This window comes from Streptomyces sp. NBC_01077 (genome assembly GCF_045162855.1).
Classification (GTDB): domain Bacteria; phylum Actinomycetota; class Actinomycetes; order Streptomycetales; family Streptomycetaceae; genus Streptomyces.
The window spans coordinates 4,292,080-4,310,288 of the sequence record NZ_CP108669.1 but is presented as its reverse complement, the minus strand read 5'-3'; the positions used below and the strand labels follow the sequence as shown (position 1 = coordinate 4,310,288).

At 71.5% G+C, this 18,209-nt stretch carries 17 protein-coding genes and 1 tRNA gene; 14 read left to right on the top strand and 4 right to left on the bottom strand.

The window, feature by feature from the left end; genetic code table 11:
• Positions 1-46: 46 nt before the first annotated feature.
• On the bottom strand, positions 47-1,570 hold the full coding sequence (locus OG462_RS19175; protein WP_406059116.1) for a potassium/proton antiporter: 1,524 nt from the start codon (positions 1,568-1,570) through the stop codon (positions 47-49).
• Positions 1,571-1,862: 292 nt separating this feature from the next.
• Here OG462_RS19175 and OG462_RS19170 point away from each other — a divergent pair, with 292 nt between their 5' ends.
• A complete protein-coding gene (locus OG462_RS19170; RefSeq protein WP_406059114.1) occupies positions 1,863-4,610 on the top strand; it encodes a penicillin acylase family protein in 2,748 nt (915 codons plus the stop codon).
• On the opposite strand, the gene OG462_RS19165 is transcribed toward OG462_RS19170, so the two are convergent.
• Positions 4,611-5,204 (bottom strand): 5-formyltetrahydrofolate cyclo-ligase, encoded by a 594-nt coding sequence (locus OG462_RS19165; protein ID WP_406059112.1) that lies wholly within the window; start codon positions 5,202-5,204, stop codon positions 4,611-4,613.
• Positions 5,205-5,308: 104 nt separating this feature from the next.
• Here OG462_RS19165 and galU point away from each other — a divergent pair, with 104 nt between their 5' ends.
• From galU to OG462_RS19125, 8 genes are all read left to right on the top strand, one after another.
• Complete coding sequence (gene galU / locus OG462_RS19160) at positions 5,309-6,220, top strand: UTP--glucose-1-phosphate uridylyltransferase GalU (RefSeq protein ID WP_406059110.1); 912 nt, start codon at positions 5,309-5,311, stop codon at positions 6,218-6,220.
• Entirely contained in the window at positions 6,201-7,595 is a 1,395-nt protein-coding gene (gene glp, locus OG462_RS19155; protein ID WP_406059109.1) for a gephyrin-like molybdotransferase Glp, read from the top strand. Before galU ends, glp begins: the two co-directional genes overlap by 20 nt.
• A 59-nt stretch (positions 7,596-7,654) precedes the next feature.
• Positions 7,655-8,140: a cyclic pyranopterin monophosphate synthase MoaC gene (gene moaC / locus OG462_RS19150; RefSeq protein WP_055600182.1), complete on the top strand. Its 486-nt coding sequence runs from the start codon at positions 7,655-7,657 to the stop codon at positions 8,138-8,140.
• A 23-nt stretch (positions 8,141-8,163) separates the two neighbouring features.
• Positions 8,164-8,712, top strand: coding sequence for a molybdenum cofactor biosynthesis protein B (locus OG462_RS19145; RefSeq protein WP_406059106.1), 549 nt, complete (start codon positions 8,164-8,166; stop codon positions 8,710-8,712).
• The gene (locus tag OG462_RS19140) at positions 8,709-9,320 is read left to right on the top strand and encodes a GNAT family N-acetyltransferase (RefSeq protein ID WP_406059105.1); all 612 of its coding nucleotides are present in this window, start codon (positions 8,709-8,711) and stop codon (positions 9,318-9,320) included. Before OG462_RS19145 ends, OG462_RS19140 begins: the two co-directional genes overlap by 4 nt.
• Before the next feature lie 137 nt (positions 9,321-9,457).
• Complete coding sequence (gene glpR / locus OG462_RS19135) at positions 9,458-10,510, top strand: gephyrin-like molybdotransferase receptor GlpR (RefSeq protein WP_406059103.1); 1,053 nt, start codon at positions 9,458-9,460, stop codon at positions 10,508-10,510.
• Positions 10,511-10,604: 94 nt separating this feature from the next.
• Positions 10,605-10,678 (top strand) — tRNA-Ala (locus OG462_RS19130).
• Between the two features lie 219 nt (positions 10,679-10,897).
• Positions 10,898-12,055 carry a nuclear transport factor 2 family protein gene (locus tag OG462_RS19125; protein ID WP_406059101.1) on the top strand — a complete coding sequence of 386 codons (1,158 nt, stop codon included), beginning with the start codon at positions 10,898-10,900 and terminating at the stop codon, positions 12,053-12,055.
• 57 nt (positions 12,056-12,112) lie between these two features.
• Here the strand turns inward: OG462_RS19125 and OG462_RS19120 are convergent, their stop codons facing one another.
• Positions 12,113-12,592 carry a GNAT family N-acetyltransferase gene (locus OG462_RS19120; RefSeq protein ID WP_406059099.1) on the bottom strand — a complete coding sequence of 160 codons (480 nt, stop codon included), beginning with the start codon at positions 12,590-12,592 and terminating at the stop codon, positions 12,113-12,115.
• Between the two features lie 50 nt (positions 12,593-12,642).
• On the opposite strand from OG462_RS19120, the gene OG462_RS19115 reads away from it, so the two are divergent.
• Positions 12,643-13,446: an exodeoxyribonuclease III gene (locus tag OG462_RS19115; protein WP_406059098.1), complete on the top strand. Its 804-nt coding sequence runs from the start codon at positions 12,643-12,645 to the stop codon at positions 13,444-13,446.
• 65 nt (positions 13,447-13,511) lie between these two features.
• Here the strand turns inward: OG462_RS19115 and OG462_RS19110 are convergent, their stop codons facing one another.
• Positions 13,512-14,159 (bottom strand): MerR family transcriptional regulator, encoded by a 648-nt coding sequence (locus OG462_RS19110; protein ID WP_406066610.1) that lies wholly within the window; start codon positions 14,157-14,159, stop codon positions 13,512-13,514.
• 350 nt (positions 14,160-14,509) lie between these two features.
• Between OG462_RS19110 and OG462_RS19105 the strand changes: the two genes are divergently transcribed.
• The 4 genes from OG462_RS19105 to OG462_RS19090 all read left to right on the top strand — a co-directional run bounded on the left by OG462_RS19105 (position 14,510) and on the right by OG462_RS19090 (position 18,186).
• Positions 14,510-16,087 carry a flavin-containing monooxygenase gene (locus OG462_RS19105; protein WP_406059096.1) on the top strand — a complete coding sequence of 526 codons (1,578 nt, stop codon included), beginning with the start codon at positions 14,510-14,512 and terminating at the stop codon, positions 16,085-16,087.
• Positions 16,084-16,989, top strand: a complete 906-nt coding sequence (locus OG462_RS19100) for an alpha/beta fold hydrolase (protein ID WP_406059094.1) — start codon at positions 16,084-16,086, stop codon at positions 16,987-16,989. Before OG462_RS19105 ends, OG462_RS19100 begins: the two co-directional genes overlap by 4 nt.
• Entirely contained in the window at positions 16,986-17,867 is an 882-nt protein-coding gene (locus OG462_RS19095; RefSeq protein WP_406059092.1) for an SDR family oxidoreductase, read from the top strand. Before OG462_RS19100 ends, OG462_RS19095 begins: the two co-directional genes overlap by 4 nt.
• Positions 17,868-18,000: 133 nt before the next feature.
• Complete coding sequence (locus OG462_RS19090) at positions 18,001-18,186, top strand: hypothetical protein (protein ID WP_406059091.1); 186 nt, start codon at positions 18,001-18,003, stop codon at positions 18,184-18,186.
• Positions 18,187-18,209: the final 23 nt, after the last annotated feature.

The following is an 18,209-nucleotide window of genomic DNA, read 5'->3' as shown; positions in this document are numbered from 1 at the left end:
CTTCCTGCCTGGGAAAACGCTCCTGCCCTTGAATTAATGCCTCGGATTAACCGGATGTTCGCTTGTGGTGGTCGCCGTGTCGGTGGAACCGCACCGCTGTGTCCGTCGGGGTCGAGGCCGCCGTCGCGCCGCCGGTCCCCAGCCAGCCGGCGAGCTTGCCGCCCTGGCCGACCGCGCGCAGGCGCCGCTCGGTGGCGTCCCGTACCGGGTCGGTCGCGACGACGAGGAGTTCGTCGCCGCGCCGCAGGACGGTCGCGGGCCCGGGGACGAAGCTCGTCTCCTCCCGTACGACGAGGGTGACGGCCGCTCCGGCCGGGAGCCGCAGCTCGGCGACCTCGACACCGTGCATCCGGGAGTGCTCCGGGATGGCGACGGAGAGCAGATGGCCGCGCAGCCGCTCCAGGGGCGCGGACTCGACGCCGAGGTCGGCCGCCTCGCCGGAGTCGCCGAGCTTGAGGGCTTTCGCCAGCCAGGGCAGGGTCGGTCCCTGGACCAGGGTGTAGACGACGACGAGCACGAAGACGATGTTGAAGATCCGCTCGCTGCCCTCGATGTCGGACACCATCGGGATGGTGGCCAGGATGATGGGGACGGCTCCGCGCAGGCCGGCCCAGGACATCAGGGCCTGTTCCTGCCAGGGGATGCGGAAGGGCAGCAGGCTGACCAGGACTTCCATGGGCCGGGCGACCACTGTCAGGACCAGGCCGATGACGACGGCGGGCCAGAAGTCGTGGACGAGCTCGTGCGGGGTGACGAGCAGGCCGAGCAGGACGAACATGCCGATCTGGGCGATCCAGCCGAGTCCCTCGGCGAAGCCGCGGTTCGCGGGCGCGTGGGGCAGCTTGGCGTTGCCGAGGACCATCGAGGCCAGGTAGACGGCGAGGAAGCCGGAGCCGTGGGCCATGGCTCCGGCGGCGTACGCGACGACGGCGATGGCCATGACGGCGATCGGGTAGAGGCCGGAGGCGGGCAGGGCGACGTGCCGCAGCCCGTACGCGCCGAGGAAGCCCACGGCGAGACCGACGGCGACGCCGATGGCGAGTTCGAGGGCGATCGTGCCGACGAGGACGTACCAGTGGTCGACCGGTCCGGCGGTGGAGAAGGCGACGACGAGGATGACGACGGGGGCGTCGTTGAAGCCGGACTCGGCCTCCAGGACACCGGTGACCCGTGAGGGCAGCGGCACCTTGCGCAGTACGGAGAAGACCGCCGCGGCGTCGGTGGAGGAGACGACGGCGCCGATGATCAGGGCCTGTCGCCAGTCGAGGCCGACGAGGTAGTGGGCGGCGGCGGCAGTGATGCCCACGCTCACGGCGACGCCGACGGTGGAGAGGACGACCGCGGCGGGCAGTGCCGGCTTGATCTCCTTCCACTTCGTGCCGAGGCCACCCTCGGCGAGGATCACGACGAGGGCGGCGTAGCCGATGACCTGCGTCAGTTCCGCGTTGTCGAAGGCGACGTTGCCGATGCCGTCCTGGCCGATGGCGATGCCGATGCCGAGGTAGAGCAGGAGGCTGGGGAGCCCGCTCCGGGACGAGATCCGTACGGCCGCGACCGCGATCAGCAGCACGAGGGAGCTGATGAGCAGGAGTTCGTTGAGCTCGTGGACAGTCAGTGGCCGTTCCTTCCCCTCACGTGCAGCTGGATCGTTCTTCCAGCGGCCGTCGCGTGCAGCTGGATCGTTCCTCCAGCGGCCGACACTTCGTTACCTTACCTAATCTTTAACGTTTTCTTGACGCCCTCTTTGCGCCCCCTCGCTCGTGAGTACGGTTCTCTTCCCGACACCGCGTCCGGGCCCTCCGGACGCTGCGCCTAAGGTTGCTCCCGTACTCCAGGACCACCCTGCCCCTCGAAGGACAGCGATGCCCTCCAACACGACCGCGCCTCCCGCCAAGAAGAAAGGGCGGCGCGCCCGCCTGATCCTCCTCGTCCTGGTCCTCGCCCTGGTCGCGGGCGTCGGATACGGCGGGTACTGGGGTGTGAGCACCGTCCGGGCCTCGTTCCCGCAGACCACGGGCGAGATCCGGCTCGACAGACTGTCCGGCGAGGTCGAGGTGAAGCGCGACGCGAACGGCGTCCCGCAGATCTACGCCGACAACGAGACGGACCTCTTCCGCGCCCAGGGTTACGTCCAGGCGCAGGACCGCTTCTACGAGATGGACGTCCGGCGGCACGTGACCGCGGGCCGGCTCTCGGAGATGTTCGGCGAGAGCCAGGTCGAGACGGACTCGTTCCTGCGCACGCTCGGCTGGCGCCGGGTCGCGCAGCAGGAGTACGACACGGTCCTGTCGCCGGAGACGAAGAAGTACCTCCAGGCGTACGCGGAGGGCGTCAACGCCTATCTGAAGGACCGGGACCCGGCCGACATCTCCGTCGAGTACGCGGCCCTGGCCCTCACCAACGACTACGCGATCGAGGCGTGGACCCCCGTCGACTCGGTGGCCTGGCTCAAGGCGATGGCCTGGGACCTGCGCGGCAACATGCAGGACGAGATCGACCGCTCGCTGATGACGAGCCGGATGAGCGCGAGCCAGATCAAGCAGCTGTACCCGGACTACCCGTACGCGCTCCACCAGCCGATCGTCGACCGGGGCGCGGTCGACGGCTCCACGGGGAAGTTCGACCCGAAGGCCGAGGCCGGCGAGGACGACGACCTGACCACCGGCGAGACCCCGGGCAGCGTCCCCGGCTCCGGTTCCTCCGACGACTCCGGTACGCAGTCCCAGCTCGGCGCGCTGTCCGAGGTCCTGGACGGCATCCCCGCCCTCCTCGGCCCCAACGGCAACGGCATCGGCTCGAACTCCTGGGTCGTCTCCGGGCAGTACACGACCTCCGGCAAGCCGCTGCTCGCCAACGACCCGCACCTCGCGCCCCAGCTGCCGTCCCTCTGGTACCAGATGGGCCTGCACTGCCGCTCGGTGTCGGCGACCTGCCGCTACGACGTCTCCGGCTACACCTTCTCCGGCATGCCCGGTGTGATCATCGGACACAACGACAAGATCGCCTGGGGTCTCACCAACCTCGGCGCCGACGTCACCGACCTCTACCTGGAGAAGATCGGCCCCGACGGCTACCTCGTCGACGGCAAGGTCAAGCCCTTCACGGTCCGCGACGAGATCATCAAGGTCGCCGGCGGCGACGACCGGAAGATCACCGTTCGCTCCACCGACCACGGCCCGCTCGTCTCCGACCGCTCCTCCGAGCTGGAGAAGGTCGGCCAGAAGGCCCCCGTCGGCAACGCCGCCCCCGACCGCGGCACCGGCTACGGCGTCTCCCTCCAGTGGACCGCCCTCCAGCCGGGCAAGTCGATGGACGCGATCTTCGCCCTCGACCGCGCCAAGGACTTCACCACCTTCCGGGCGGCCGCCAAGAACTTCGAGGTCCCGTCCCAGAACCTGATCTACGCCGACACCGAGGGCCACATCGGCTACCAGTCCCCGGGCAAGATCCCGCAGCGCAGCAAGGGGGACGGCACCCTGCCGGCGCCGGGCTGGGACTCCTCGTACCGGTGGAAGGGCTACATCCCCTTCGAGCAGCTGCCCTACGAGTACGACCCGAAGCGCGGTTACATCGTCACCGCCAACCAGGCCGTGATCGACGCCAAGAACTACCCCGACCTCCTCACCAAGGACTGGGGCTACGGCTCGCGCAGCCAGCGGATCAACGACCTGATCGAGTCGAAGATCAAGGACGGCGGAAAGATCTCGCCGGACGACATGCGGACCATGCAGACGGACAACCGCAGCGAGATCGCGACCCTGCTCAACCCGCTCCTGCTGAAGATCGACATCTCGGACCCGTACGTCCGCGAGGCGCAGAAGCTGCTGGAGGGCTGGGACTACACGCAGGAGCCCGACTCGGCCGCCGCCGCCTACTTCAACGCGGTCTGGCGCAACGTCCTCAAGCTGTCCTTCGGCAACAAGCTGCCCAAGGAACTGCGCGCCGAGGGCGACTGCATCAACGTGCGCCCGGCCGACGCCACAGGCCCGGTCGACGAGCAGAACAAGCTCGTACGGGAATGCGGCCAGCGCGACCCCGACTCGGCGCAGCCGGACGGCGGCGACCGCTGGTACGAGGTGGTCCGCCCGCTCCTCAAGCAGGAGAAGAGCGAGTGGTGGGTCACCCCCGGCAACCGCACCGACCAGGCCACCGAGACCCGTGACCAGCTGCTCGCCCGCGCCATGAAGGACGCGCGCTGGGAGCTGACCGCCAAGCTCGGCAAGGACGTCTCCACCTGGAGCTGGGGCCGGCTGCACCAGCTGACCCTGAAGAACCAGACCCTCGGCACCGCGGGACCCGGCGTCGTGCAGCAGCTCCTCAACCGCGGCCCGTGGAACCTGGGCGGCGGCGAGGCGGCCGTCGACGCCACCGGCTGGAACGCGGCCGGCGGCTACGACGTGATCTGGGTGCCGTCGATGCGGATGGTCGTCAACGTCGGCGACTGGGACAAGTCCCGGTGGATCAACCTCACCGGAGCCTCCGGGCACGCCTTCCACTCGAACTACACCGACCAGACGGACGCGTGGGCGAAGGGCGATCTGTACGACTGGGCCTACGGCAGGGCGGCGGTCGACGCGGCGACGAAGGACACGCTGAAGCTGAAGCCCTGATCAGGGCTTGAAACGGGTGACCCCCTCCGGGGTCACCACCGCGTGCACGGGGTGGTCGTGCGGTTCCTCCGGGACCCGGGCGACCACCTCGTCCGCGTAGAGGAGCACCACCAGGGCGGGGTCGGCACCCGCGCGCGTGAGCCGGGCGAGCACCCGGTCGTACGAGCCGCCGCCCCGCCCCAGACGCATCCCGCGCCCGTCGACCGCGAGGCCCGGCAGCAGGACGGCGTCGGCGGCGCACACGGCCTCGGGGCCGAGCCGGGGCCCGATCGGTTCGAGAAGGCCCCGGCCGGCCTTCGCGAGCCGCTCAGGCCCCTCGTACGCCGCCCAGTCCAGGTCGTTGTCGGGGAGCAGGACGGGGAGCAGGACCCGTACCCCGCGCGCGTGGAGTGTGTCGAGCAACGCGCGCGTGCCCGGCTCGCGGCCGACGGACACATAGGCGGCGACGGTGGACGCCTCGGCGAGTTCGGCCAGTTCCAGTCCCCGGCGGGCGAGGGAATCGGCCGTGTCCGCCAGGGATTCGGCACTCAGTGCGGCGCGGGCGGCCAGAAGTCGACTGCGCAGCACGGTCTTTTCGGACATCTCGGGTGTCATGAAGGCCCCATGTGAATTCGCGAAACTCTCGTAACTGGCTTTATGTGGAGGAAGTTAATCGGAGCCACATCTTTCTCTCATTCCGAACGACTAAGGTGCACCGCATGAATCAGTCGCTCCCCAGGCTCGGCCGGATCAGCAAGGCTGTCATCCCGGCCGCCGGCCTCGGCACCCGCTTCCTCCCGGCGACCAAGGCGACGCCGAAGGAGATGCTGCCGGTCGTCGACAAGCCGGCCATCCAGTACGTCGTCGAGGAGGCCGTCGCGGCCGGCCTCTCCGACGTGCTGATGATCACCGGCCGGAACAAGCGTCCCCTGGAGGACCACTTCGACCGGAACTACGAGCTGGAGGAGGCCCTGACCCGGAAGGGCGACGCCGAACGCCTCTCCAAGGTCCAGGAGTCCAGCGACCTCGCCACCATGCACTACGTGCGCCAGGGCGCCCCGCGCGGCCTCGGCCACGCCGTGCTCTGCGCCGCCCCGCACGTCGGCGACCAGCCCTTCGCGGTGCTCCTCGGCGACGACCTGATCGACCCCCGCGACCCGCTGCTCGCGCGGATGGTGGACGTCCAGGAGCGGGAGGGCGGCAGCGTGATCGCCCTCATGGAGGTCGAACCCTCGCAGATTCATCTGTACGGCTGCGCGGCGGTCGAGGCGACCGTCGACTCGGACGTCGTGAAGGTGACGGACCTGGTCGAGAAGCCGGACGCGGACGAGGCGCCCAGCAACTACGCGATCATCGGCCGCTACGTGCTGGATCCGGCCGTCTTCGGGATGCTGCGGGAGACCGAGCCGGGCCGCGGCGGGGAGATCCAGCTGACCGACGCCCTGCAGAAACTCGCCTCGGACGAGAAGATCGGCGGCCCGGTGCACGGTGTCGTGTTCAAGGGCCGCCGATATGACACCGGCGACCGCGGTGACTATCTGCGTGCCATTGTCAGACTCGCGTGCGAACGTGAAGATCTGGGACCGGACTTCCGGGCCTGGCTCCGGAGATATGTCAGCGAGGAGATGTAGCACCTTGAGCAGCAGCGCGGCACCGTCGCCGTCCCACGACGACCACGATCACGACCATGGAGACGAGCAGAAGGTGGTCGACCCCTGCGCGGGACCCGCGCGCGGGCTGTGGTCGGTGGACGAGCACCTGGCCGACATCCTCGCGACGGTGGGCCCGCTCGAACCCATCGAGCTGCAACTCCTCGACGCGCAGGGCTGCGTCCTCGTCGAGGACGTGACGGTGCCGGTCGCGCTGCCCCCCTTCGACAACAGCTCCATGGACGGGTACGCGGTCCGGGTCGCCGATGTCGCCGGTGCCACCGAGGAGTTCCCCGCCGTCCTCACCGTCGTCGGCGACGTCGCTGCGGGCGCCGGCGGCCTGCCCGAGGTCCGCCCCGGCCAGGCCGCCCGGATCATGACCGGCGCCCCGCTGCCGCCCGGCGCCGAGGCCGTCGTCCCCGTCGAGTGGACCGACGGCGGTACGGGCGGGGCCGCGGCCACCGGCATGACCGCCGCCAGCGCCGCCCCCGAGGGCGCGTCCGGCGAGGTCCGGGTGCACCGCGCCGCCGAGGCCGGCGCCCATGTCCGCACGCGGGGGAGCGACGTACGGGCCGGGGAGCTGGCCCTGGCGGCCGGCACGGTCCTCGGGCCGCCGCAGATCGGGCTGCTCGCCGCGATCGGCCGCGGCGCCGTCCGGGTGCGGCCCCGCCCCCGCGTGGTCGTCATGTCCACCGGAAGCGAGCTGGTACAGCCCGGCGAGCCGCTGGGCGACGGCCAGATCCACGACTCCAACAGCTTCGCGCTCGCCGCGGCCGCGCGGGACGCGGGCGCGCTCGCGTACCGGGTGGGCGCCGTCGCCGACGACGCCGAGTCGCTGCGCGCCACCATCGAGGACCAGCTCATCCGGGCGGATCTGATCGTGACCACGGGCGGGGTCAGCGTCGGCGCGTACGACGTGGTGAAGGAGGCGCTGAGCGCCGACGGGCAGGTCGACTTCCGCAAGCTGGCCATGCAACCGGGCAAGCCGCAGGGCTTCGGCGCGATCGGCGCCGAGCAGATCCCGCTGCTCGCCCTGCCGGGCAACCCGGTCTCCTCGTACGTCTCCTTCGAGCTGTTCGTCCGGCCCGCGATCCGGGCCCTGATGGGCGTCGAGGACCTGCACCGGCCCCGGGTGCGGGCGGAGCTGGTCGCCGACAAGGCACTGTCCTCGCCCGCCGGGCGCCGGCAGTTCCTCCGGGGGACGTACGACCCGGAGGCGGGCACCGTCACTCCGGTGGGCGGTGCGGGCTCCCACCTGATCGCGGCCCTCGCGCACGCGGACTGCCTGCTCGTGGTCCCGGAGGAGACGGAGAGCGTGGAGCCCGGCGCCGAGCTGGAAGTGGTCCTCCTCGGCTGAGGGGGCGAGGGTGGGGGTACGGTGTCGTCCTTCACACAGCGACCGGGAGTGTCACGGCCATGAGCACGCAGCAAGGTCTCACCCACATCGACGAGGCGGGCGCGGCCCGCATGGTCGACGTATCGGCGAAGGACGTCACGTCCCGCACGGCGCGCGCCAGCGGGCGGGTCCTCGTCTCACCGCGCGTGATCGAGCTGCTGCGCGGCGAGGGCGTCCCGAAGGGCGACGCGCTCGCCACCGCGCGGATCGCCGGGATCATGGGCGCCAAGAAGACCCCGGACCTCATCCCGCTCTGCCACCCGCTGGCCGTGTCGGGCGTGACCCTCGACCTGGCGGTCACCGACGACGCGGTCGAGATCCTGGCGACGGTGAAGACCACGGACCGTACGGGCGTCGAGATGGAGGCCCTGACGGCGGTCTCGGTGGCGGCTCTGACGGTGGTCGACATGGTGAAGGCGGTCGACAAGGGCGCGGTCATCTCCGACGTACGGGTGGAGGAGAAGACGGGCGGAAAGTCGGGCCACTGGACGCGGAGCGAGTCGTGACGCGCGGGGGCCGGGTGTCCGGAGTGCACGAACACGAGGAGCACCCTCCGGCGGTGCTCGACGCGGGCATCGGCGGCGCGCTCACCGCCTCCTACGCGGCGCTCGTCGTCACCGCCTCCAACCGGGCGGCGGCCGGGGTGTACGAGGACAAGGGCGGTCCGCTGATCGTCGAGGGCCTGACCCGGACGGGTTTCGCCGTGGACGGACCGCAGGTCGTCCCGGACGGGGCACCGGTCGAGGCGGCGCTGCGCGCCGGGGTCGCCGCCGGGTACGACGTGATCGTGACCACCGGCGGTACGGGCATCTCGCCCACCGACGAGACGCCCGAGGTGACCCGCCGGGTCCTGGAGCGGGAGATCCCGGGCATCCCGGAGGCGATCCGGGCGTACGGCCGGGAGAAGGTGCCGACGGCGGCGCTCTCGCGGGGCCTCGCGGGGGTCGCTGGCGGCACGCTGATCGTGAACCTGCCGGGGTCGCCCGGCGGGGTACGGGACGGGCTGGCCGTCCTGGATCCGATCCTGCGGCACGCCGTCGACCAGATCCGCGGCGGCGACCACCCGAGATCGTCGTGATCCCGACCTGGCCGGTGGTTCTCGTGGACGGCGAGGTGGTGCTCCGTCCGATAAAGATGCGTGACCACGCGGCCTGGCGTGAGGTGAACCGGCGCAACCGGGAGTGGCTGCGGCCCTGGGAGGCGACGGTTCCGCCGGCGCCCCCGGGCGGTCCGACGGCGCACCGGCCGACGTACCGTCAGATGGTCCGCCATCTGCGGTCGGAGGCGAACGCGGGGCGGATGCTGCCGTTCGTCATCGAGTACCGGGGCCGGCTCGTCGGCCAGTTGACGGTCGCGGGCATCACTTGGGGCTCGATGTGCTCCGGGCACGTGGGGTACTGGGTGGACAGCGAGGTGGCCGGGCGCGGGGTGATGCCGACGGCGGTCGCGCTCGCCGTCGACCACTGCTTCCGCGCGGTGGGGCTGCACCGGATGGAGGTCTGCATCCGCCCGGAGAACGGGCCTTCGCGCCGGGTCGTGGAGAAACTGGGATTCCGTGAGGAGGGGCTGCGGCCCCGTTACCTCCACATCGACGGCGCGTGGCGGGACCATCTGGTCTTCGCGCTGACGGCGGAGGAGGCGCCGGAGGGGCTGCTGCGACGCTGGCATCAGGCGAGAATAAAATAAGTGTTCGAATTCAATCGGTAGTTGGCAGTCAATCGATCTGAACAATCACAAAAAAGTTCAGTGATATCAGCCAGATCGTGCGACACACCGGGCCAATTGGCCGATGCCGTCACGCGAACCCCTCTACCGTGTGAGGCGTGAGCAGCAGCGGCCTCATCTACGCAGTCATCGTCGGGGCCTGGGCCGCCTACTTGGTGCCGATGTGGCTCCGCAGGCAGGACGAGCTGAACGAAGCCCGTCCGACGGAACGCTTCAGCACCGCCATCCGGCTGCTTTCCGGACGGGCGGGCATGGAGCGCCGATACGCCAAGGAGCTCAAAGAGCGGGACCGTACGGCGGAGGGTCCGACGCCCGACGTGGACCCGGACGCGGAAACCGAGCATTTGAGCTCGGTCGACGTCCGGGCGTTTTCCGCGCCCGCGGCCAGAACGGAAGCGCGCCTGGAACTCCCGGAACCGGAAAGGGAACAGACGCCGAACCCCGCGCCGAACCCCGCACCGAGTCCCGCGCCGGCCCGCCCCGCCACGGGCGCCGCGGCCGAGCGCGCCCGCCGGGGCAAGGTCCTCGCCCGCCGCCGCCGGACCACGACGCTGCTCTTCGCCGGCTTCACCCTCGGCGCGGTCGTCGCGGCCGTCGGCGGGGTCGCCTTCCTGTGGGTGCCGGCCGTGCCCGCGCTGCTCCTCAGCGCGTACATCGTGCATCTGCGGGTCCAGGAACGACGCCGCTTCGTGTACGTCATGGACCGGCGGCGCGCCGAAGCGGCCGCCGCCCGGCTCCGCGAGAGCCGCCGCCCGGCGCCCACGCCCGAGCTGTCACCCGAGTCCGCCCCGGCCCCCTCCCCACAGGAGGCGGACCGGCGCGCCCTGGTCGAGCAGACCGACCACGCGGAGTGGGTCGACCAGCAGCGCGAGCGCGGCCCGGTCCGCGGCGACAGCTGGGACCCGGTCCCGGTCCCGCTCCCCACGTACGTCACCGCCCCGGTCGCCCCGCGCGCCACGAGCGGCATCGACATCACGGACCCGGAGACCTGGAGCCCGGCCCGCTCCTCCACGGCGGCCGACCCGGCCCCCGCGCCGTCCCCCGCCCCTCGTCAGCGCACCACGCCGCCCCGCCGCAACCGCGACCGCGGCCGCACCCCGCTCTTCGACCAGTACGCGGACGACGACCGCCCCCGGGCGGCCAACGAATGACCCCACCGGGGGCCGGCGACGGCCCCCGGCTGACCTGCGAGGGAATGGATTTTTGCCTGGGCCGGTCGGGATGCTAATGTTTCACACGTCGCAAGGGCCTGTGGCGCAGTCTGGTAGCGCACCTCGTTCGCATCGAGGGGGTCTGGGGTTCAAATCCCCACAGGTCCACAAACGACAGTTCGCGAGTAGCTCTCGGGAACGGTGACGAGATCCCGTCCGATCGAAAGATCGGACGGGATCTTCGTCGTTTCCGGACGAAGATGCGCCACATCGTCAGTTCCGCACCGTCAGTTCCATGGCGCGCAGTTCCCCGGCGGGAGTCGCCCGGCGGATGCGCGAGGCCCGGCGCGCTTGCCGCGATCTTCGTGGTGCGCCACGCTGGCGGGCATGACCACACCGCACACGATCGCCGTCCTCGGCCTGGGGCGCATGGGCGGCGCCATCGCGACACGACTCGCCGCCCAGGACTGGGACGTCGTCGGCTGGACACGCTCCGGGCGTCCCTCGGGCGCCGTCAGGACGGCCGACGATCCGAACGAGGCCGTGGCGAAGGCCGACCTCGTGATCCTGGCCCTCTTCGACGGTCCGGCCTGCCGGCAGGTGCTCGACGACGTCCGTGGCGCGCTGAGAGCGGACACCGTGGTGCTGAACACCAGCACCATCTCCCCCGAGGAGGCGGAGACGCTGGCCCGGCAGCTCGGCCCGTCCTACGTCCACGCGCCCCTGCTCGGCTCCGTCCCGGCCGTGGCCGCGGGAGCCCTGAAGATTCTCGCCGCCGCCGACCAGGAAGCCTTCGATCGCGCCCGGCCGGTGCTGGAGGCGCTGGGCACCGTGCGGCGCGTCGACGACGCCCGTACCGCCGCCGCGCTCAAGCTGATCGCCAACAACAGCCTCTCCGGTGCCGTCCTCGCGCTGCGCGACACCCTGCGGCAGGCCGATGCCCTCGGGCTCCCCCGCGACCAGGTGCTGGACGTCCTCGAACTCGGCCAGCTCGGCGGGCTCGTGGCCCGCAAGCGCACCTTCCTCACCGACCCGCCGACCGCGGCCGCGGCCGAGTTCACGGTCGGTGCGCTGGTCAAGGACATGGATCTGCTGGCCGCCGCATCGAACACCCCCCTGCGCAGCGCGGCCGGCCTGGCCGAGACCCCTGTCGACCCCACGGCCGACATCGCCGTCGCCGCCACGGTCCCCGCCGTGGAGGACGCCGTACTCGAACCGCTCCGCGCCTACGTCCGCGGACACGCCACCGGCGACCCCGTCCACTTCCGCGACGCGTTCCTGCCCACCGCCCACATCGAGGGAATCCGGGGCGGCGCCTTCGTCTCGTGGCCCCTGGACGAGTACTGCGGCCTGTTCCAGGGCCGCCCGGCCCCGGACGAGCCGACCCGTTCCCGCCGCGTGGACGCCGTCGACGTGCAGGGAACCATCGCGACCGCGACCATGACGCTCTGGCACGGCGCGGACACCTTCACCGACACCTTCCTCCTGGTCCGCGTCGACGACGGCTGGCGCATCGCCAACAAGGCGTATCACCGGCACGCCTGAGAGTCAGGTCAGCGGCTCGGCCCCCGGGCGTCAGGTCAGTGGCTCGGCCCCCGGGCGTCAGGTCAGCGGCTTGGCGAAGCAGCGGCTGTTGGGGTAGTCGCGGTAGTGGCCGAACTTGGGGCAGGGGGCGTAGCCGCTGGAGGTGTAGAGGGCTATCGCCTCCGGCTGGGCCGTGCCCGTTTCCAGGACCATGCGGGTGCGGCCGGCCTCGCGGGCGTCGGCTTCCAGGGCGGACAGGATGCGGCGGGCCAGGCCCAGGCCGCGGGCCTCGGGGATCACGTACATGCGCTTGAGTTCGGCGTCGCCGTTCTCGTAGCCCTGGTCGTTCTTGTCCTGGGTGCGCCAGCCGCCGGTGGCGACCGGGTTGTCCTCGGGGTCGTACGCGAGGAGGTAGAGGCCGTGGGGAGGATCGAACATCCCGGCGTCCAGCGGTGTGACGTCGCCCTCGTCGCCGTAGCGGACGGCGTACTCCGCCTGGACCGCGTCGTTGAGTTTGACGGCGTCGGGGTGGTCATACGGCGTGGGCTGGATGTTCATGCGAAGTATCGTACATGTATGCGGCTGGTGGGTGTCGGTATTCTCCCGGGATGCTCACTGTGACGTCCGTGAATGTCAATGGTCTCCGTGCCGCCGCCAAGAAGGGGTTCGTCGAGTGGCTCGGCGGGACCTCCGCCGACGCCGTCTGCCTCCAGGAGGTGCGCGCCGAGGAGGCGCAGCTGCCGCCGGAGGTGCGCGCGCCCGAGGGCTGGTTCACCGTCCACGCGCCTGCCGCCGCCAAGGGACGCGCAGGGGTCTCCCTCTACACGCGGCGCGAGCCCGACCGGGTGCGCGTGGGCTTCGGGTCGAGCGAGTTCGACGACAGCGGCCGGTACGTCGAGGCCGACCTGCCCGGTGTGACCGTCGCCAGCCTCTACCTGCCGTCCGGCGAGGTCGGCACCGAGCGCCAGGACGAGAAGTACCGGTTCATGGGCGAGTTCCTGCCGTACCTCAAGGAGCTCAGGACCCGGGCCGCCGCCGACGGCCGCGAGGTCGTCGTCTGCGGCGACTGGAACATCGCCCACGAGGAGGCCGACCTCAAGAACTGGAAGGCCAACAAGAAGAACGCCGGCTTCCTCCCCGAGGAGCGGGAATGGCTCGGGCGGGTCCTCGACGAGGGGGACGGGGGGTACGTGGACGTGGTGCGTGCGCTCCACCCCGAGCAGGAGGGGCCCTACTCCTGGTGGTCCTACCGCGGCCGCGCCTTCGACAACGACAGCGGCTGGCGCATCGACTACCAGCTCGCCACCGCCGGCCTCGCCGCCAAGGCCGTGAAGGCCTACGTCGAGCGGGCCGCGACCCATGCCGAGCGGTGGAGCGACCACGCACCCGTCACCGCTGTCTACGACCTGTAGGGCGATCCGCCGGACGGTCTGGAGGCCATCCTGCAGGGCTTCGGCCTTCGGGACCCGTCAGGCGATCACGAGGCCGGTTCCCCGGGTCCCGCCGGGCCGCCGGGGCGCAGCCGCCGGTCGAGCGCCATCGACAGTTCGGCCTCCACCACGCTCTTCGCGAGCGGGCGCAGGCGCCACACGTCGTCCTCGCCCGCGTGGGTGCGCAGCAGTTCGGTGAAGAGCTCGGCCAGGGCGTCGGCGTGCTCGCGGACGCGGGCGCCGGCCTTGAGGACCTCGGCGAGCGGGATGCCCTCGCGGACGAGGGCGGCGGAGACGTCGAGCAGGCGGCGGCTGATGTGGATGATCTCCTCGCCGTCGGTGACGAGGTAGCCGAGGTCGAGGGCGGCGGCGAGGTTCTCGGGGGTGACCTCGCCCGCGAAGTGGTCGGCGAGTTCCCCGGGGGTGAGGCGGACCGGCTCCTCCTCGCTGGGGGCGCCGAGGGCGAGGACCTCGCGGACGTTGCGGCCGCTCTCGAAGGCGGTGGTGAGGTCGGCGATGCCGTTGAGGGTGTGGCCGCGTTCCAGGAGGGCGGCGATGGTGCGCAGCCGGGCCAGGTGGTGCTCGTCGTACCAGGCGATCCGGCCCTCGCGGCGGGGCGGCGGGATCAGGCCGCGCTCGCGGTAGAAGCGCAGGGTGCGCACGGTGATGCCGGCGGCGGCCGCCAGGTCCTCCATGCGGTACTCGCGTACACCCTCGGGCTCGCGTGCGCCCTCGGGCTCGCGTGCGCCCTCGGGCTCGCGTGCGCCCTCGGGCTCACGTATGCCCTCGGGCTCGTGTGCGCCCGACTGCCGATCCTCGGGCGGGCCCTCGCCCGTGCCTGCCCGCCGGCCCTCGTGCGCGCCCCCGGGTGTCACCGTGTCGGGTCCTGATCCTTCGCCTGATCCTTCAGCCACGCACGCCAGCCTATGTTGTACCGCCGGTAACTTTCCCTCGTCCGACCCCTACCGCTCGGTATGGAGCTGCTCTACAGTCCCGACTGTGCCAGTGATTGCTGGCGCGATTGGCCGGGTGCGTGGGAGGCGGCATGGCGAAGCACGAGCAGGTACGTGTGGCGGTGATCGGATCGGGATTCGGTGGCCTCGGCGCCGCCGTCCGGCTGCGCCGCGAGGGAATCACCGACTTCGTGGTCCTGGAGCGGGGCGACTCCGTGGGCGGCACATGGCGGGACAACAGCTACCCCGGCTGCGCCTGCGACGTCCCCTCCCACCTCTACTCCTTCTCCTTCGCGCCCAACCCCGACTGGCCGCGGACCTTCTCCGGACAGCGCCACATCCGCGCGTACCTGGAGCATGTCACGGACACCTTCGGCATCCGCCCCCACCTGCGCCTGAACCACGAGGTCGTGCGGATGGAGTGGGACGCCGAGGCGCTCCGCTGGGAGATCGAGACCAGTGAGGGCTCCTTCAGCGCCGAGGTCGTCGTCTCCGCGACCGGGCCGCTCTCCGACCCCAAGATCCCGGACATCCCGGGGATCGCCGACTTCCCCGGCAAGGTCTTCCACTCGGCCCGCTGGGACCACGACTACGACCTCACCGGCAAGCGCGTCGCCATGATCGGCACCGGCGCCTCCGCCATCCAGATCGTGCCCGCGATCCAGCCACAGGTCGGGAAGCTGACGCTCTTCCAGCGCACGCCCCCGTGGGTCATGCGCCGGATGGACCGGGCCATCAGCGGCCCCGAGCGCTGGCTCCACCGCGCCGTGCCCGTCACCGGCACCCTGCGCCGCGGCCTGCTCTGGGGCATCCGCGAACTGCAGGTCGGCGCCTTCACCAAGCACCCGAACGAGCTCGGGCTCGTCGAGAAGCTCGCCAAGGCCAATATCGCCAAGGCCATCAAGGACCCGGTGCTGCGGGCCAAGTTGACCCCCTCGTACCGCATCGGCTGCAAGCGCATCCTGCTCTCCAGCACGTACTATCCGGCGGTCGCGCAGCCCAACGTCGACGTCGTCGCCTCCGGTCTTCGCGAGGTCCGCGGCTCGACCGTCGTCGCCGCCGACGGCACCGAGACCGAGGTCGACGCGATCATCTTCGGCACCGGTTTCCACGTCACCGACATGCCGATCGCCGAGCGGGTCGTCGGCGCCGAGGGCAAGACGCTCGCCGAGTCCTGGAAGGGCGGCATGGAGGCGCTGCGCGGCGCCACCGCCGCCGGCTTCCCGAACTTCATGACGGTCATCGGCCCCAACACGGGCCTCGGGAACTCCTCGATGATCCTGATGATCGAGTCCCAGCTGAACTACATGGCCGACTACCTGCGCCAGCTCGACGTGCTCGGCGGGCGTGCCGCCCTCGCCGTCCGGCCCTCCGCCGTCGGCGCCTGGAACCGCAAGGTGCAGGCCCGGATGGAGCGGACCGTCTGGAAGGCGGGCGGCTGCGAGAGCTGGTACCTCGACGCCAACGGCCGCAACACCACGCTGTGGCCGGGCACGACGGGCGAGTTCCGGCGCGAGACCCGGCAGGTCGACCTCTCCGAGTACGAGGTCGTCCGCGCGCCCAAGCCGGTCGAGCCCGCCGAGTCGGCCCAGGCCTCCGAGTCGGCCCCGTCCGCCGCCGCGGCGAAGAGCCGCGGCACCACCTCACGCAAGAAGGAGGCCGCCCAGTGAGCCGGCACCTGACCTCGCTGCCCACCTCTCGCGAACTCACCGCCGTCTCCGCCGACGGCGCCCGGATCCACGCCGAGGTGTACGGCCCCGACGGCGCGCCCGCCGTCGTCCTCGCCCACGGCTGGACCTGCTCGATCGCCTTCTGGGCCGAGCAGATACGGGCCCTCGCCGCCGACCACCGGGTCATCGCCTACGACCAGCGCGGCCACGGCCGGTCCCCGGCCCCCGCAGGGCCCGCCGGGTACGCCACCCGGGCGCTCGCCGACGACCTCGAAGCGGTGCTCGCGGGCACTCTCGCCCCCGGCGAGAAGGCAGTCCTGGCCGGGCACTCCATGGGCGGCATGACGCTCATGGCGGCGGCCGACCGACCCGGCTTCCGGGAGCACGCGGCGGCCGCGCTGCTCTGCTCCACCGGGCCCTCGCGGCTGACCGCCGAGGCCACCGTCGTACCGGGCCGGCCGAGCGACCGGCGTACCCGGCTCACCCGGGGCGTCCTCGGCGCGAAGGCCCCGCTCGGGCCCGTCAACGCCGTCTCCAGGAAGATCCTCAAGTACGCGACGATGGGCCCCGGTTCGGCGCCCGAGCGGGTCGACGCCTGCGCCCGGATCGTGCACGCCTGCCCGCGCGGGGCCCGCGTCGGCTGGTCCAAGGTCCTGTCCGAGCTCGACCTGGAAGCGGGCCTGCGGGCGCTCGACCTGCCGGTCGCGGTCGTCGTCGGCACCGCCGACCGGCTCACCCCGCCCGTCCACTCCCGCGCCATGGCCGAGGCGCTCCCGCAGTGCGTGGGGCTGCTCGAACTGGCGGGTATGGGACACATGACGCCGGTGGAGGCCCCCGAGGCCGTCACCGCGCGGATCCGCGAACTGACCGACACGTACCTGGAAGTGAAGGAGAAGGCATGAGCCGGGTGAGCCTGGAAGGACAGGTCGCGGTCGTCACCGGAGGTGCCCGCGGCGTCGGGGAGCTCCTCGCCCGCAAGCTGTCCGCGCGCGGCGCGAAGATCGCGCTCGTCGGCCTGGAGCCGGAGCAGCTCAAGGAGGTCGCGGGACGGCTGCACACCGAGGCCGACTGGTGGCACGCCGACGTCACCGACCACGAGGCGATGGCGAAGGTCGCGGCCGAGGTGAAGGAGCGGTTCGGGAAGGTCGACATCGTCGTCGCCAACGCCGGTGTCGCGGCGGGCGGACCGTTCGTCGAGTCCGACCCGGGCGCCTGGCGCCGGGTCATCGAGGTCAATCTGATCGGCGGCGCGGTGACGGGACGGGCGTTCCTGCCGGTCCTCATGGAGTCCCGGGGCTACTTCCTCCAGATCGCCTCGCTCGCCGCCCTGACCCCCGCCCCGATGATGACGGCGTACTGCGCCTCCAAGTCGGGCGTCGAGGCCTTCGCGCACAGCCTGCGCGCCGAGGTCGCGTACAAGGGGGTGAAGGTCGGCGTCGGCTACCTCTCCTGGACCGACACGGACATGGTCCGGGGCGCGGACCAGGACGACGTGATGAAGGAGCTGCGGCAGCGACTGCCGTGGCCGGCGAACCGCACGTACCCCCTCGGCCCGGCCGTCGACCGGATCGTGGCGGGCATCGAGCGGCGCTCCCCGCACGTGTACGCGCAGTGGTGGCTGCGCGGGATGCAGTCGGTCCGCGGCTACCTGCCCGGGATGATCGCGACCGTCGGGCAGCGCGAGATGAAGCGCTTCGAGCCGCGCCTCGGCTCGGTCTCCAAGGGACTCGTGGGCGCGGGCGGCGCGGCCGACGAGCAGGCGCGGACGGAGAAGGCCTGACGGCCGGAACCGTACGGTGGGCACAGTCCGTAACTGATCGAAATGCGTGGAATGTTCGCCCGTGCAAGGCTGGTCGAGGCCGGAGGGGTACACCGCCCCGGCCCCCCTCACACCCTGCTAGGAGTGAACTTTCATGGGCATGCAAGACAAGTTCAAGGACAAGGCGGAGCAGCTCAAGGAGCAGGCCAAGCAGGCCTCGGGCAAGGCGAAGGACCAGGCGTCCGAGCGCGCCTCCCAGGGCCGCGACCGCTCCGACGAGGAGACCCGCCGGGCCCAGCAGGAGGCCCAGGACCGCATGGACCAGGACTACGACGCCTGACGTCGGTCCGTCCTTGAAGGAGG

What these genes read in the sequence shown, in the direction of transcription:
- OG462_RS19170 (WP_406059114.1), top strand. Translation starts at nt 1,863, where the DNA reads ATGCCCTCCAACACGACCGCGCCTCCCGCCAAGAAGAAAGGGCGGCGC.
- OG462_RS19165 (WP_406059112.1), bottom strand. Translation starts at nt 5,204, where the DNA reads ATGACACCCGAGATGTCCGAAAAGACCGTGCTGCGCAGTCGACTTCTG.
- galU (WP_406059110.1), top strand. Translation starts at nt 5,309, where the DNA reads ATGAATCAGTCGCTCCCCAGGCTCGGCCGGATCAGCAAGGCTGTCATC.
- glp (WP_406059109.1), top strand. Translation starts at nt 6,201, where the DNA reads ATGTCAGCGAGGAGATGTAGCACCTTGAGCAGCAGCGCGGCACCGTCG.
- moaC (WP_055600182.1), top strand. Translation starts at nt 7,655, where the DNA reads ATGAGCACGCAGCAAGGTCTCACCCACATCGACGAGGCGGGCGCGGCC.
- OG462_RS19125 (WP_406059101.1), top strand. Translation starts at nt 10,898, where the DNA reads ATGACCACACCGCACACGATCGCCGTCCTCGGCCTGGGGCGCATGGGC.
- OG462_RS19120 (WP_406059099.1), bottom strand. Translation starts at nt 12,592, where the DNA reads ATGAACATCCAGCCCACGCCGTATGACCACCCCGACGCCGTCAAACTC.
- OG462_RS19115 (WP_406059098.1), top strand. Translation starts at nt 12,643, where the DNA reads ATGCTCACTGTGACGTCCGTGAATGTCAATGGTCTCCGTGCCGCCGCC.
- OG462_RS19110 (WP_406066610.1), bottom strand. Translation starts at nt 14,159, where the DNA reads ATGGAGGACCTGGCGGCCGCCGCCGGCATCACCGTGCGCACCCTGCGC.
- OG462_RS19105 (WP_406059096.1), top strand. Translation starts at nt 14,510, where the DNA reads ATGGCGAAGCACGAGCAGGTACGTGTGGCGGTGATCGGATCGGGATTC.
- OG462_RS19095 (WP_406059092.1), top strand. Translation starts at nt 16,986, where the DNA reads ATGAGCCGGGTGAGCCTGGAAGGACAGGTCGCGGTCGTCACCGGAGGT.
- OG462_RS19090 (WP_406059091.1), top strand. Translation starts at nt 18,001, where the DNA reads ATGGGCATGCAAGACAAGTTCAAGGACAAGGCGGAGCAGCTCAAGGAG.